The sequence below is a fragment of the Paenibacillus sp. yr247 genome (genome assembly GCF_900103825.1).
In the GTDB taxonomy this organism is placed as follows: domain Bacteria; phylum Bacillota; class Bacilli; order Paenibacillales; family NBRC-103111; genus Paenibacillus_E.
Genome location: NZ_FNIF01000042.1, coordinates 4,605 through 20,441, shown reverse-complemented (window position 1 = coordinate 20,441; position 15,837 = coordinate 4,605). Strand labels below are relative to the sequence as shown.

The 15,837-nt window shown below is 45.0% G+C and carries 12 protein-coding genes and 2 pseudogenes; all 14 read left to right on the top strand.

The window, feature by feature from the left end:
• On the top strand, positions 1-608 hold a 608-nt coding region (locus BLT91_RS28840; protein ID WP_141225115.1), incomplete at its 5' end, for an acetamidase/formamidase family protein.
• A gap of 195 nt (positions 609-803) precedes the next feature.
• On the top strand, positions 804-1,736 hold the full coding sequence (locus BLT91_RS28835) for a D-2-hydroxyacid dehydrogenase (RefSeq protein WP_090827572.1): 933 nt from the start codon (positions 804-806) through the stop codon (positions 1,734-1,736).
• A 340-nt stretch (positions 1,737-2,076) separates the two neighbouring features.
• On the top strand, positions 2,077-2,577 hold the full coding sequence (locus BLT91_RS28830; protein WP_175532582.1) for an NUDIX domain-containing protein: 501 nt from the start codon (positions 2,077-2,079) through the stop codon (positions 2,575-2,577).
• Between the two features lie 544 nt (positions 2,578-3,121).
• Positions 3,122-3,247: pseudogene (locus tag BLT91_RS31035) on the top strand (IS110 family transposase); the annotation flags it as partial.
• Between the two features lie 381 nt (positions 3,248-3,628).
• The gene (locus BLT91_RS28825) at positions 3,629-5,188 is read left to right on the top strand and encodes a 4-hydroxyphenylacetate 3-hydroxylase family protein (RefSeq protein WP_090827569.1); all 1,560 of its coding nucleotides are present in this window, start codon (positions 3,629-3,631) and stop codon (positions 5,186-5,188) included.
• A 44-nt stretch (positions 5,189-5,232) separates the two neighbouring features.
• Positions 5,233-5,832, top strand: a complete 600-nt coding sequence (locus tag BLT91_RS28820; RefSeq protein ID WP_090827567.1) for an FAD synthetase family protein — start codon at positions 5,233-5,235, stop codon at positions 5,830-5,832.
• A 52-nt stretch (positions 5,833-5,884) separates the two neighbouring features.
• Complete coding sequence (locus tag BLT91_RS28815; protein WP_090827565.1) at positions 5,885-6,688, top strand: dioxygenase family protein; 804 nt, start codon at positions 5,885-5,887, stop codon at positions 6,686-6,688.
• Between the two features lie 32 nt (positions 6,689-6,720).
• The gene (locus BLT91_RS28810; RefSeq protein ID WP_090827563.1) at positions 6,721-7,800 is read left to right on the top strand and encodes a maleylacetate reductase; all 1,080 of its coding nucleotides are present in this window, start codon (positions 6,721-6,723) and stop codon (positions 7,798-7,800) included.
• Between the two features lie 37 nt (positions 7,801-7,837).
• Positions 7,838-8,503 (top strand): CoA transferase subunit A, encoded by a 666-nt coding sequence (locus tag BLT91_RS28805; RefSeq protein ID WP_090827561.1) that lies wholly within the window; start codon positions 7,838-7,840, stop codon positions 8,501-8,503.
• Positions 8,496-9,149 (top strand): 3-oxoacid CoA-transferase subunit B, encoded by a 654-nt coding sequence (locus BLT91_RS28800; protein WP_090827559.1) that lies wholly within the window; start codon positions 8,496-8,498, stop codon positions 9,147-9,149. Before BLT91_RS28805 ends, BLT91_RS28800 begins: the two co-directional genes overlap by 8 nt.
• The gene (locus BLT91_RS28795; protein WP_090827557.1) at positions 9,146-10,348 is read left to right on the top strand and encodes a thiolase family protein; all 1,203 of its coding nucleotides are present in this window, start codon (positions 9,146-9,148) and stop codon (positions 10,346-10,348) included. The genes BLT91_RS28800 and BLT91_RS28795 overlap by 4 nt, the downstream gene beginning before the upstream one ends.
• A gap of 122 nt (positions 10,349-10,470) precedes the next feature.
• Positions 10,471-12,393, top strand: coding sequence for a XylR N-terminal domain-containing protein (locus BLT91_RS28790; protein WP_175532581.1), 1,923 nt, complete (start codon positions 10,471-10,473; stop codon positions 12,391-12,393).
• A 44-nt stretch (positions 12,394-12,437) separates the two neighbouring features.
• Positions 12,438-12,887 carry a PNPOx family protein gene (locus BLT91_RS28785; protein WP_090827552.1) on the top strand — a complete coding sequence of 150 codons (450 nt, stop codon included), beginning with the start codon at positions 12,438-12,440 and terminating at the stop codon, positions 12,885-12,887.
• A 1,421-nt stretch (positions 12,888-14,308) separates the two neighbouring features.
• Positions 14,309-15,837 (top strand): annotated as a pseudogene (locus BLT91_RS28780) (hypothetical protein); the annotation flags it as partial.

Genomic DNA, 15,837 nt, shown 5'->3' with positions numbered 1-15,837 from the left:
CATCGGACATCGTACGCTGGACGGTGGATGTACCACAGGGGGTTGCTTTTCTCAAGGAGCCAACGCCGGGGCTGGCTGAATTGAAGCTGCCTTTGCGGCCTTTTCTAGGCTGTTTTGGTGTAGCGCCTTCCAAGGGGCAGTTCATCTCAACTGCAACGAGCGGCGAGTATGGCGGTAACATGGACTATAAAGGACTGGTCGCAGGCACTACAGTTTATTTTCCGGTGTCGTCCAAAGGTGCATTGTTTTATTTGGGTGATGGTCATGCCTTGCAAGGCGATGGTGAAATTATCGGTACAGGACTCGAAATATCGATGGACGTTCGGTTCACAGTTAGCGTTCAAAAAGGCAAAATGATAGGCTGGCCGCGGGGTGAAACCGACACGCATTGGTTTTGTATCGGCAATGCACGGCCGCTTGACCAGGCGCTTCAACATGCAACGACCGAAATGTTTCGGCTGCTGCAGGAAGATTTCGGCTTAACGTCTTCGGAAGCCAGCTTATTGCTGGGACAAGCAGTGGAATATGAAATTGCCAACATGTTTAACCCCGCCTACAGCGTAGTCTGCAAGCTGCCGAAATCGGTTTTATCGTCAATGCTCGCATAAAGTAATCCTTGTTGTGACAGGCATCTTTAGCATTTGACTCACTTACTCAACAAACGGGCAGTACAACAAAGCAAAGGCTGCCACAATGGGCGGCCTTTGCTTGTTGGGCAGGAGAGTTCAATTTAAAAAGAGAACCTACCGTGGTAAAATGGGTTATTATCACGTGGTTTTACGGATTCTGAGGGGGCATGGCAGATGGATATTAAAAAAATTATAGTGACCGGACGGATGTACAAAGATCTAGAGAAGCTAGCCTTGCTGGATACTAAGAGAGAGTATATGTTTCTTCCAGAGGCGGAGGTAAGCACGAATCATTTCGACTGGGCAGATGGTTATGTGGCATTTAGACCGACAGAGTCGTTTCATTTTGGTAGGTTGCGGTGGGTTCATGCGCTTGGAGCTGGCGTTGATGCATTTTTATATAATCGTGAATGGAAAAAGGATGTATTATTAACGCGTACGGTCGGCTGCTTTGGGCGGAAAATAGGGGAATATTGCTTAAGTTATATTCTTGCGGATGTACAGCGTCATGAAAATTTTCAGCAGTATCAGACCGAACGACAATGGCTGCCTTCACAGCAGAAGCTTCTGCATCAGCTGAACATCGTCATTTTCGGTACCGGATCGATTGGCGAGGAAGTGGCGAGGATACTTAGAACATTCGGGGTAACCGTATACGGAATATCTCGCAGCGGCGCATCGAACTGTCATTTTTATAGGGTCCTTCCGATTACCGAGGTGCACTCGTTGTTAGCACAGGCCGACTGGGTTATTAACACGCTACCCTTAACACCAATCACCGAAAGATTATTTGAAATGCGTTTGTTTTCCTGCATGCACGGTGCAGGCTTTATAAATGTGGGCCGGGGAGCTTCGGTGGATGAAAACGCACTGCTCGGGGCGATTGAACGAGGCCAGGTGCGCAGAGCTGTTCTTGATGTGTTTAGAGAGGAACCTTTGCCCGCACAATCGCCGATGTGGGCTCATCCGAATGTGATCATTACCCCGCATATTTCTGCCGTTACCGGGCTGGATGAAGCGATGGACGGCTTGCTCTCCGTGCTAGGAGAAATTGATAGCGGGCAAGAACGAATTAGCCATTCAGTGGACGTAAGCCGAGGATATTAGATCAGATAATTCGGAAGGTGATCGGAGCTGCAACAGTTATTCATTAAAAATTTGTCCGGCGACACTAACATAGGTGCTTAGAGATTCCCGCAAATTAGTTTTTTTATTTTTATGCACATATGTTTTTTTGTTGCGAGTCAACCACACAAACATAGACGCTTAATCCTAGACAGGGAAGACGGGCTGATTAAACTAAAGGGCAGCATAGTTACATAATTTAACAGGGAGTAAACTTTTTTGATACCAATATTAGAACGAATCCATCTAAATTTAATTATTTTGTAGATAGGTTCCAAGGTGTATGATAATATCATCCAGAATAATCCAAAAGGTGATAAATATGAGCGATAGTTGGAATGATTCGTATTTAGGTAAACTTCGCAAAGTGGTTGGTACGCAAAAGATAATCGTAAATTCAGTACGAGCAATCTTACTTGATAATGAAGGTCGTGCCTTGTTTATAAAGCGTCATGTTGATAAAAAATGGGGTATGCCTGCAGGAGCTATGGAATTAGATGAATCCGTGTTTGATGCGATGAAACGTGAGGTTAAAGAAGAAACAGGGCTTGACGTTTTTCAGGCAACATTAATTGCTATTTATTCTTCTCCGACAACACAAACATTCACGGACCGTTGGGGAAACGAGCATCACGTAATTGAATATTTATTTCGGGTGGATAAGTGGTCGGGTACTCTTGAAAAAGAGACAAACGAAAGTGTAGACGCTGAATTTTACCCATTGGATAATTTACCAGAAGCCTCCAGTGTGCTTTTCGCAAGACATCATCAAAGAGTATTTAAAGATTATAAAAAGTTCGATGGAAAATTAATATTGGAATAGTTGACGGCATTCAACTAACGGAGAACGTTAAATTTGTGTCATCATTTAGGGGAAGTTCGTTACATGTAAGAGGACAAGAACATATATCTATAGAGATCTGCGCGCCGCGCGGTTTTTTTATTTTAAGGATATAAGTTCTTGTCTTTTCCGCAAGACAAGAACTTATATCCTTTGACAATCTAGGACAAGAACATATATCCTTTGCCATGGTGGATTTCATCGCATAATATATCACATTTACGGAGTGTAATTAAACCAATTAATAATCTATTTAGGGTCGTTATACGAGAAATAAGCAATTAATATTAGTGCTAAGAACAAATATCTATTGCCGAATTTTTGTACAAGAACATAAATCTCTTGCCGTAATTTAGACAAGAACTTATACTGTTAGATGATTTTTTGGACAAGAACAAAGTATCATTGCCACAGTCGGAATGGTTCAAAAAGAAGTGATTTGTTAACCTATACATTTCTCATCAAATTAATCAGTGTAAGTTGATTGCAACTTTATAGCCTGTTGAGCTAACGGGCATATGCACGCGTTAAGAAAAGTAAAGAATTAGATGACAATTCTCTTACAAAAAGTGATGTAAAGGATGCCAAAGTTATTGCACAGCTAGTCAAAGATGGGAGATATGCTGAACCCAACATCCCACAAGGAGTCTATGTATTATATTGAAGGCGAAGGAAACGGTATCAAATAAGCAAACGGATTCAACCTTTTCTTTGTGGTCGCTTGTCAAATGTCCAATGCCGAAACAAATTTACCTACAAAACATTTTTTTTGCAAAAGCCTGAGAGATCAGGCTCTTTTTAATATTATGCCTAAACCCGTATTTTAACATACCTACATATGTGGGCTAACCATGATGGTCTATTTTCCATCCTGTTCGGCCGATTAAGGCGGAAAGAACCAATCGAGTTGAGCTTTAGTAAGCGGTTACATTCTTATGATTGATTGTTATGATGTAATCGTTAGTAGTCGATACAAAAGTATGGGTAACGTTCAGAGCCATCTGTATCATACTTCAATAACCTAGGAGGAACGATGATGAAGGAAACGACACGTAAACCAATGACTGGAAGCGAGTATATCGATAGCATTCGTGATGGAAGGGAAGTATGGTTAAATGGTGAACGGGTTAAGGATGTAACTACACATCCGGCCTTTCGCAATTCGGTTCGCTCCGTTGCCCGCTTGTATGATGCACTTCATGATCCTAAATACCATGAGACGTTGACTTCGCCAACGGATACTGGAGGCGGAAGCTTTACACAGAAGTTTTTCAAAGCCAGCCGTAATTCGGATGAACTGCTGCAGGCCCGAGATGCCATCGTTGAGTGGGCGCGGCTCACTTATGGGTGGATGGGCCGCACACCGGATTATAAGGGATCTTTTTTGGCTACGCTCGGTGGTAATCCGGAGTTTTATGCCCCATATCAGGACAATGCTACTCGTTGGTATAAGGAAGCACAAGAGAAGGTTTTATTTATCAACCATGCGATTATTAACCCGCCTGTAGACCGGAATAAACCGATTCATGAGGCTAAAGATGTATTTATTCACGTTGAGAAGGAAACGGATGCCGGTATTATTGTAAGCGGTGCCAAAATGGTAGCCACTGGTTCAGCAATCACAAATTACAATTTTATAGCCTACAACGGCACTCTACCGCTTGAAAGAGAAGAATTCGCTCTTGTTTTCTTTGTCGGTCAAGATACGCCTGGGGTGAAGCTGCTCTGCCGTCCCTCCTTCGAAATGAATTCAGCAGTGATGGGAAGCCCGTTTGACAATCCGCTATCCAGCCGCTTGGATGAGAATGATGCGGTACTCATTCTCGATAAAGCTCTGATTCCTTGGGAGAATATATTGGTTTACAAAAATATCGAAAAAGGAAACAGCTTTTTCAAAGAATCCGGCTTTGCGAATCTATTCACTTTCCACGGCTGTACCCGATTAGCGGTTAAGATGGATTTCATGGCCGGTTTGCTCATGAAAGCCACCGAAACATCTGGAACCAATCAATTCCGTGGCGTGCAAGCGAATGTAGGGGAAATTATCGCTTGGCGAAACGTGTTATGGGGTCTAAGCACTGCGATGGCTAAGGATCCGGATAAAGGGCCAAACGGCACCGTGCTTCCTAACCTGGAATACGGGCAAGCCTATCGTGTTTTTTCTAACCTTGCTTGGCCAAGGGTAAAAGAAATTATTGAAAACACAGTTGCAGGAGGGCTAATTGTACAGCCTTCTAACGCAGCAGATTTTAAAAATCCGGAGCTTCGCCCCTATTTGGACAGATTTTACCGCGGTTCTAACGGATATGACAGTCTCGAAAAAGTAAAAGTTATTAAGCTTCTCTGGGATGCTGTAGGAACCGAATTTGGCGGCAGACATGAATTATATGAACGCAATTATACGGGGAACCACGAGGATATTCGTATTCATAACTTGTTCACGGCCATGGGAAATGGATCTGCGGATTCCTTCAAAGGTTTTGTTGAACAATGCATGAGTGAATACGATCTCGATGGATGGAAAGATTCTACTTGGATTAATCCTGACGATGTCAATCTAATTGCTAAAAAAGGAAGCGGGCTAAACGTTTAGGTTCCTATGAAGGTTGTAAAACGGGGGAAAGGTGGCTATGGGACATGAAGATTGTACAATTTCCATCGGAGGTGCCAAAGAAAGGAAATGGAAGTTGGGTCGCGATAGGAAAGTGGGACGGGATTCACCTTGGACATCAACATCTTGTGGAGCAGATCGTTCGCCGAGCGCGTTCAAACGGAGGGCAGTCCGTTGTAATCAGTTTTGATCGCCATCCAGCTGCTGTCTTACGACCCGGTACGGAGCCGTTCCAGCTTCAATCCGTTACCGCACGTTCAACTTTGCTTGCCTCCCTTGGTGTCGATGTGCATCTTGTTCTGCCCTTTACCCGGGAGTTTGCAGACCTTTCCCCTGAAAAGTTCGTTGAGGACATATTGATAACAAACATACAAACTTGCGATGTTACGATTGGGTACAACTTCAGGTTTGGAAAGGAACGGGTAGGTACACCTGAAATACTCGAGCAGTTATGTGCGAAACATGGAATTGCGGTACATGTAGCTTCACCTATAGTTGTTGAAGGGGAAGTGGTTTCCTCCACTTTGATTCGAAGTTACCTTCAATTGGGGCAAGTAGAAAGAGCTTCTAGACTACTCGGTCGTCCCGACTTTCTAATGGGTACGGGTTACAAGCTCTCGGTTTAATAAGAAGGTCATACTTCTTTCACTTTTTATACATTGAGGAGGTTTCATTCATATGAATGTAAGACTTGCTGCAATAACTGCGAAATTGACACAGCATCTTCATGATGTGGTACAAGAGTTTCAAGTTACCGAAGATGAACTTATCAAAGCTATTGATTTCTTGTATCAGATTGGCCAAAAAAATCAGTATCTTTTGCTGTCGGATGTGCTAGGTGTTTCCGTGCTTGTGGACAATATTACTCACAGTTCTCAGCATCATGAGAGTGCTACGGCAAATAGTGTGGAAGGACCTCTATACCGCAACGAAGCTCCACTCATGCATACCCCGGCTAATATCTGCCCGGAGTATTCCGGAGGTGACATTCTCTTTATGTCCGGTCGCATCTTATCTTTCGAAGACGGACGTCCACTGGCGCACGCAGTTCTCGATGTTTGGCAAACGAATGAGCATGGAATTTACGAGAATGAAGATCCTGATCAGCCGGACTTTAACCTTCGCGGTAGAATACTCAGCGATGAGAATGGAAAGTTTGAATTTAGAACGATAGTACCCGCTCCTTATGAAATTGGCAAGACTGGACCTGTTGGCGATCTTATGAAAGCCATAGGCCGGCATTCCTGGCGGCCGGCTCATATTCACTTTAAGGTGTCTGCAGATGGACAAAGAACGTTTACAACCCAACTCTTTATTCCGAATGATCCGTGGATTGATTCGGATTCGATTGGAGCAGTGAAGGAATCGCTCATCTTAAGTATTGAAAAGTGCGACAGTCCTGATGAAATGCGAAAGCGAGGGCTGGATAGGCCTTTCTATAAGAGCAGTTATGATTTCATCCTTCACCCGCACCGTATGTAACGATAGTATCCCCATTCGAGGAGGGCTTCAAAATGAATAAATTTCAATACGAAGTTCAAGCGGCCAGGGTCATCTTCGGAGCAGGACTGCTCACAGAAGTAAGCGCTGAACTGAAGGCTTTAGGAGCGCATAGGGCATTGGTTATATCCACACCCGGACAAGAGTCGCTCGCCCGCGAAGTTGCCGGCTTACTCGGTGACCTATGTGTAGAAGTTCATGCAAAAGCGATCCAGCATGTCCCTATTGAAACAGTTGAGGAATCGCTTGTGCTTGTGCGAGATCTCGATGTCGACAGCCTTATTCCAATTGGCGGGGGTTCTTCCATCGGTCTAGCCAAAGCCATTGCATTAAATACTTCTCTTCCGATCCTGGCTATTCCTACTACTTATGCTGGTTCGGAGATGACGCCTATTTGGGGAATCACAGAGAATGGACATAAAAAAACGGGCAGAAATCTGATCGTTAAGCCAAAGACCGTGATCTATGATCCTAAGCTCACTGTTACGTTACCTTCACGTTTGACCGTAACCAGCGGTATGAACGCAATTGCTCATTGCGTAGAGGCTCTATACGCTGAAAACGCCAACCCCATCACTTCGCTTCTAGCTGAGGACGGAATCCGTGCGCTTAGTTCCAGTCTGCCACAGGTTGTGGCTGATCCCAACAATTTGAATGGGCGTTCCGAAGCGCTTTATGGTTGTTGGTTGGGAGGAACCGTGCTTGGATCTGTAGGAATGGCCTTGCATCACAAGCTATGTCACGTCTTAGGAGGAAGCTACAATCTTCCGCATGCTGAAACCCATACGGTCATACTGCCTTATGCGATTTGGTACAATGCAAGTTACGCCCCGGAGGCTGTAAAAGCGATTGCAAGAGCCATTGGAAGTGATGAGAATAATGTTGCAGGTACTCTTTTCGATCTGGCAAAATCATTGGATGCCCCAACGTCATTAGCTGAAATCGGCATGAATGAGAATGACCTGGATCAAGCTGCTGAACTGGCTACCAAGAACCCTTACTTCAATCCGCGTCCAATCGATATACGTTCAATTCGAAAATTGCTGGAGTTTGCTTTCATCGGTAAACGTCCTGATCAGGGAATTGATTTATAAATAGGAACTTCTCTGAAAAAGAAAGGGGGAGGCTGCAATGAAAAACAAAGTAATTTCGAAGGAAGAGGCAATCTCATTGATTCGCCCCGGGATGAAAGTCATGGTCGGTGGATTTGGCGTGGTAGGAAGTCCGCTGGTCTTAATTAGTGAGCTTCATCGGCAAGGACAGAATAAGCTAACCATCATAAGCAATAACATTGGGGAGCCGGGAAAAGGACTGGATCCTTTATTGGATAACGGACAGATCGAGAAAGCTATCGGCTCCTATTTTACCAGTAACCCCAATGTTGCCCGTTTTTATAATGAAAAGAAACTCCAAATTGAACTCATTCCGCAAGGGACATTTGCTGAAGCCATTCGTGCAGGCGGTGCAGGGCTTGGCGGGTTTTACACCCGGACATCGGCTGGCACGCTGCTAGGGGAAGATAAAGAGACAAGAGAAATCAATGGTCATCTATATGTGCTCGAGAAGCCGTTGCTTGCTGATGTTGCGCTCATCCGGGCTTATAAAGCGGATCGATTAGGAAATCTCATCTATCGGAAGACGGCTCGCAACTTTAATCCGGTAATGGCTACTGCGGCAAACAGGGTCATCGTAGAAGTAGATGAAATCGTTGAACCAGGGGCTCTGGATCCAGAAAGCATTGTTACACCTCACATGTTTGTTGATTATATCGTACAAAGGGGTGAATCCAATGCTTGATCTTAAGCAACAAATTGCCAAACGTGCTGCTGAGGAGTTATCCGATGGGGATGTAGTCAACCTTGGAATTGGCATTCCTACGCTTGTAGCCGATTTTGTTCCAGGCGGGATTGATGTATTCATCCATACGGAAAATGGTTTGCTTGGTGTAGGACCGACACCTGGTGAAGATGAGATTGATCCTGATTTGGTGAATGCAGGGAAGCTTCCGGTTACAGAAACGATAGGGAGCAGCTTTTTTTCCAGTGCAGATTCATTTGCAATGATCCGTGGTCACCATGTCGATGTTGCTATCCTCGGCACACTACAAGTGGATGCAACTGGCCGAATTTCCAATTGGTCTGTTCCCGGAAAAGCCATACTTGGCGTTGGGGGAGCGATGGATCTATTAGTTGGAGCTAAGAAAGTTATTGTCACTATGACCCACTCAGCAAGCGATGGAACACCTAAAATTGTTGATCGCTGCACGCTTCCTATAACAGCTGAAAGAAAAGTGGACATGATTATTACCGAGCTTGCTGTATTCACCGTTGGGCCTGAAGGGTTGACTCTTGTTGAATTGATGCCTGGTGTTGGTATAGAAGAAGTGAAAAAACATACGGAGGCCAATTTTCTAATCTCTTTATTGGAGGATGAAACGAAATGACCCAAAATGTATGGATTGTTGACTATATAAGAACTCCGATTGGTCGGCTAAATGGTGGATTAAAGCTGGTTAGGCCAGATGATTTGGCCGCTCATGTGATCGGGAAAGCGGTTGAACGCGCAGGTATTGATCCGAGTATCATAGATGAAGTGTTTATGGGCTGTGCCAACCAAGCTGGGGAGGACAATCGTAATGTAGCCAGGATGGGATTGCTGCTTGCCGGATTGCCGGTGGATGTTCCTGGTGTGACAGTGAACCGTCTTTGTGCATCCGGGCTAGAGGCCGTAAATCAGGCTGCAAGAGCTATTTCCTTGGGCGAAATTGATGTAGCGATTGCCGGGGGCGTTGAAAGCATGACCAGATCGCCTAACGTCATGCTCAAACCGGAAATGGAGTTTGGTCGCGGCAATCAAACGCTTTACGATACCACTCTTGGCTGGCGTATGGTAAACCCGAATTTTCCTTATTCCATGGAAAGTATGGGAGAAACGGCAGAAAATGTGGCTTTTCAATATGAGGTTTCTCGTCAAGCGCAGGATGAATTTGCCTTGGCAAGCCAGCAAAAGGCTGCTCGAGCTCAAGCTGAAGGCATTTTTAAAGAGGAAATTGTGCCGATAACCGTACGTGACCGTAAAGGAAAAGAGTTTGTTGTCGATACAGATGAGTTTCTGCGACCAGATACCTCGTTGGAGGCTCTATCCAAATTAAAGCCAGCATTTAAGAAAGAAGGATCTGTTACTGCAGGTAACGCATCAGGTCTTAATGATGGTGCGGCAGCGCTGTTATTGGTATCTGAACGGAAGGGGCGCGAATTGGGATTAAAGCCATTGGCTCGTTATGTCGTTTCCGCCTCTTCAGGCGTCGACCCTAGTGTGATGGGAATCGGACCGATCGGCGCAACTCGCAAAGCTCTCCAATTAGCTAATCTAACGGTAGATCAATTGGATTGGGTGGAGTTAAATGAGGCTTTCGCCTCACAGTCCATCGCATGCATCCAAGAACTTGGATTGGATGATCAAAAAGTAAATCCAAATGGGGGAGCTATCGCGATAGGGCATCCTCTAGGCTGTTCTGGAGCGCGACTTGTGGGGACATTGGCACGTCAGCTTCAACGAAGCGGCGGAAGGTATGGCTTAGCGACTCTTTGTATTGGTGTCGGACAAGGTCTGGCAACCATTATTGAGAGAGTGGATGAGTGAACTGGATTAGTGATTTTCAAAAACCAATAAAAGGTTATACTATAGAAGTGGCTTGGGCACGCACATGTGCCCTTTTTTACTATCAGGAGATGGACTTTGGTATTCATTTGAGGAGGACGAATATGGACGAAGCTTTAACTTCCTTTAATGTTTCGGATCTTGAATTTCAACCCGGGCAGCTTACGTTTAAAGGTGAGCGCTTTCTATTGATCAATGCGGAAGCGCTTGGCATGCTTCGTCGTGATCTTGTATCCACATTAGGACGAGAACGAGCCAAAGGGTTTCTGCTTCGCTATGGCTGGGAATGCGGGTATAAAGATGCGTCTTCGATTAAACGGCAATATGGTAACGCCTCGCTTGAGTTTCTGCATCGGCAGGGGACAATTTTCCACATGCAAGAAGGGGTAGTCCATGTGCAGATACAAAATCTCCAAGTACACCCTGAACAGGGGAAGTTTTTCATGGAGGGAATTTGGACGAATTCCTATGAAGCGGAGCAGCATATTCAACACTTTGGACTTACTGAAGATCCTGTCTGTTGGACGCTGATTGGGTATGCGGGAGGCGTTTCTAGCGGTTTATTCGGCCGCAGAATTTTGTACAAAGAAATCACTTGCGTAGGACGCGGTGATGATCAATGCCGATTTGTGGGGAAAACGGTAGAAGACTGGGGAAATGAGATCAGTAAAGAGTTATTATATTACGAGGCTTCTAAAATAGGTGAGGAGTTGGAAGAGGCTCTCCTTCTGATTCAAAATAAAAATAATATGCTGCGAAGTATTATGGACATTCATGAACAGCTAAGCCGGATGGTCCTGGCAGGACAAAGCAGACAAGTTATCATTGACACGATAGGGCAAATGCTGAATTCTCCGGTTATTGTCCAGGACAGATATTTTCGTCCGCTCACTTGGTGGATGCCGCCCGGGGATGATTCGGAAGTAAACCAATACCTTCTAAGCCCTTCCCGAGAGAAAAGTCCCGAGTTGCGAATCCGTTTGAGACAGTTAATACAAGAAAAGCGCGCCTTGGAATTGAGCTTTGATGAGGATCCTGCCTTTCGAAGAAGAACTGCGGTTCCTATAATACTAGGTGAAGACGTTATGGGATATCTCACTGTGATCCACGTTGAGGGAACAGACAAGGAACTAAGACATATGATCGTTGAACGCGCCGCCGCTGTCATGGGAGTGGACCTGTTGAAAGAACGGACCGCTTTGGATACGGAACATCGATTGAAAGGCGAATTTCTGGATGATCTGTTGTCGGGTACGACCCCAATGGAACCTTTAGTCAAGCGGGCAATGTATATGGGCTATGATTTTGATTTGCCACATCGATTTATCCTTATTGAGATAGGTAGCAATAAGAATAAAGATCAGGATCATCTCAATAGGATGCGAAATGAATTGTTTACCCTGATTCGATCAGATTTGAACGTTTCTTCCGTCAAGGATTTTTTGGTTGTAGATAGACGTGAGGGGATCGTTTTATTGGTCAATACGGGTCTTAATGGATTAGATTCTGTTAAACTGGCACGAACCATCCAAAAACGTCAGAAGGACCTGCTTGAAAATATTACGATTTCAATCTGCATTAGCCGAGAGGCGGTCTCGATCGAACAGTTGAGATCCACATATACAGAATGTATCCAGACACTGCAGGTAATGAAACGACTAGGTCGAAACAGCGAGATCATTTCAGTAGAAGAGATGAGCGTGTTTGATTTGCTGTATGCAAGCCCGGCACAAGAACAGCTTCTCAAATACGCTAGACAGTCCTTGGATAAACTTCTCCAATACGATCAGGAGAGCGGAGGGGGTACCCTTACTCAAACACTTCATGTATTTCTTTCCAATGAGTGCAACCTACAACGAACCGCTCGTGTGATGAGTGTATCGTTAAGCGGGTTAAAGTATCGAATTCAACGTATAAGAGAAATCGGTGAGATGGATTTGGAAAATCCCGATCAGCGGTTTAATCTACAGCTTGCTTTGCGTATTTTAATTGCGAATGGGAGTCTGAAGGTTTCGGAGAGTAAATAAAGTCATCATCCGAAAAAGATGAATGCAACTTAGGAGGATATAAAATGGGACAAGAAAAGACTATCTTGAATTTTAAAGATATTTTTGAGAAAGAGCGAATGGGTTTTCTTACAACGTTTAACAAGCTAACAGGGAACATTCATCATAACGTCGTGTCCTGGATTGCTGGAGTGAATCAAGACACGTTAAGAATCGCTGTATCGAGCAAATCTGATATTGTGTCCAATATAGAATCACATCCTAACGTTTCATTTTCTTTCTTTTTTGATGAAAAAGTTATGGCTTTTCAATGCGAAGCTATCATTCTTACAAAAGAAATGAAGGAAGTCCCCTTTCCATTAACGCTGATTGAGCTAAGTGCTCAACAAACAGAAGATATTATGTTTTACGGTGCAAGAATTTCACAGGAGCCCGTCTTTGAGAAAACATATAATTTGAAAGCAGCTAAACAATTGGACATGCAAGTCTATGATTCAATGATGATGGGTGAATAAAGTAGCTTTGACTGATGGTAACTCAATGTTTTGGTGGTAGCTTAACCCCACAGTCATTGCTGTGGGGTTCTTGAATAGTTAACCAAAAATTTTGCGAAGTCTATCATCTATATTAATCCTAACAAGTAATCAAATATAGCAAAAAACGCTTCGTAAAAATAGCAGTCTTTTTGCAGGATGGACAGAGCCAGGGGTTGCCCGGGTTTATATGGCGATTCATGAAGACCCGGCTAATCCGATTGCTCTTATGTAGTTCAGCTCTTATGTAGTTCGTGATTTCGAAAATTCAGCTTGCATAAGCAATACGCCTAACGGGCAGGTAATTGATAGATTCTTTGTTAAAAACAAAACACAAATCAGCAGAAAAGCAACAGCATTCTGGCGTGGATAGAAATTTCTTATAGTTTACTTCACAGAATCATTATTCTGTGAAGTAAAATTCTCAAACCCCTTCTTTGCAAAGACACTCTTTGCTGCCTCAAGTAATTGCATTTTGGTATTAACATTTTTATTCATAACCTAATCTTCTCCTTCAAAGCTTAATAAAACTTAATCCACTTATTATTAACAGTCTAACGGTTGTTACGATCCAATTCCACTTCAGCAATTACATTGTTATTGATAAGAAGTGTGAAAATATCACCTCCCTGTTCAGGTACCCAATAGATGATATATCAGCATAAAAATTGCGAAATTTTGAGTGTTCGACTAGCTTGTTAATTTCTCAAGAAGAGCTTCACGGTGCAGTTCTGATGATCTTAACTAATCAAAATTTCCATTCTTAGTTCGATAAGCCTAAGTGATTCTCATTTACTTTGTCGATTCTGATTAAAGTGATATGCCTTGAAATCTTCAGTTTCATATGTTCTTGAGCATAAACCCTTTTTGTAACGCGTTTCCAATCAGACCGATCAGCGTATTTTTTTTCAAAAAGCCATATCCTCCTTAAAATACTTCGATGAACCGATTGACTCATTATTTTACTTCATTGCTCTCTCTGTGCGGTCTGCTAATTCCCAATACTTTTTAGGTAAGTTCACAAACTTAGGTCTTTTATGAAAATATCCTTTCTCTTTACTCTATTTAAATCGTCCAGAATTTACTGACTATTATGTTTTATTTATCATCGAGATTGGATTGTTTAGTTGATCTTGCAATTTTATTTCATAGTGTGATGATAACTTGAGATTATAAGTTTGAGCATCAATTACTGTAATACCAAAACCGGTTGCAGAGGCAATCGGTTATTTCGCTTGTGCGGAAGAGCACAAATTTATCTATTCGCATTTAAGATTTGATGACTGCTAGATATGCAAATGTGTGATTAGTGGGCTTGGAAAATGTTAGTGAAATCCCCTGTGTACTAGCCGTTACGATCTTTAATCTTGTTCATATGGTGTACAAGAAAGGAGGACCGATGCATGAAGAAAATTATAGTGAATAAATTCAAATGTTCAAAAAAAGTAGATAGTCTCCATAATAACAAACGTTGCCCTCGTTGTGATCACAGGCATTGTCAATGTGAAGAAAAACGATGCCCTCGTTGTGATCACAGGCATTGTCGATGTGAAGAAAAACGATGCCCTCGTTGTAATCACAGGCATTGTCGATGTGAAGAAAAACGATGTTCTAAGTGTAATGAAGTTAATTGTAATTGCGCTGAAACACAAAAAATTATAGTCAATGTCACATCACCACAAGGACTACAAGGAACACAAGGACCACGAGGACCACGAGGACCACAAGGATCAAAAGGATCAAAAGGATCAAAAGGACGAAAAGGACGAAAAGGATCACGAGGATCACGAGGACCACAAGGACCACAAGGACCACAAGGACTACAAGGTCCACAAGGGCCACAAGGACTACAAGGACTACTAGGACCACAAGGAGCTACTGGAGTAAATGGAGCCGCTGGTCCTACAGGTGCAGCAGGTCCTACGGGTGCCGCTGGAGGAGCAACCGGCGCTACAGGTGTAACTGGAGCCACAGGTGGTACAGGCGCTACAGGTGCAGCAGGTCCTACGGGTGCAACTGGAGCCACAGGTGGTACAGGCGCTACTGGTGCAGCAGGCGCTACTGGTGCAGCAGGCGCTACTGGTGCAGCAGGCGCTACAGGTGTAACTGGAGCCACAGGTGGTACAGGCGCTACAGGTGCAGCAGGTCCTACGGGTGCAACTGGAGCCACAGGTGGTACAGGCGCTACTGGTGCAGTAGGTGCAACGGGTGCAACTGGAGCCACAGGTGGTACAGGCGCTACTGGTGCAGCAGGTGCTACGGGTGCAACTGGAACCACAGGTGCAACAGGTGCTACGGGCGCTACTGGTGCAACAGGTGCTACGGGCGCTACTGGTGCAACAGGTGCTACGGGCGCTACTGGCGCTGCGGGTGCAGCAGGAGCCACAGGGGCAACGGGCGCTACAGGCGCTACGGGTTCTGCGGGTGCTACTGGTGCAGTAGGAGCCACAGGTGCAGCAGGTGCAACGGGCGCTACGGGTGCAGCAGGAGCCACAGGTGCTACGGGCGCAGCAGGCGCAGCAGGCGCAGCAGGAGCCACAGGTGCTACGGGCGCTACGGGTGCAGCGGGAGCCACAGGTGCTACGGGCGCTACTGGTGCAACAGGGACCACAGGTGCTACGGGCGCTACGGGCGCTGCGGGTGCAGCAGGAGCCACAGGGGCAACGGGCGCTACAGGCGCTACGGGTTCTGCGGGTGCTACGGGTGCAGTAGGAGCCACAGGTGCAGCAGGTGCTACGGGCGCTACGGGTGCAGCAGGAGCCACAGGTGCTACGGGCGCTACGGGCGCAGCAGGAGCCACAGGTGCTACGGGCGCTACGGGCGCAGCAGGAGCCACAGGTGCTACGGGCGCTACGGGTGCAGCAGGAGCCACAGGTGCTACGGGTGCAGCAGGAGCTACGGGAGCTACGGGTGCTACGGGTGCTACGGGTGC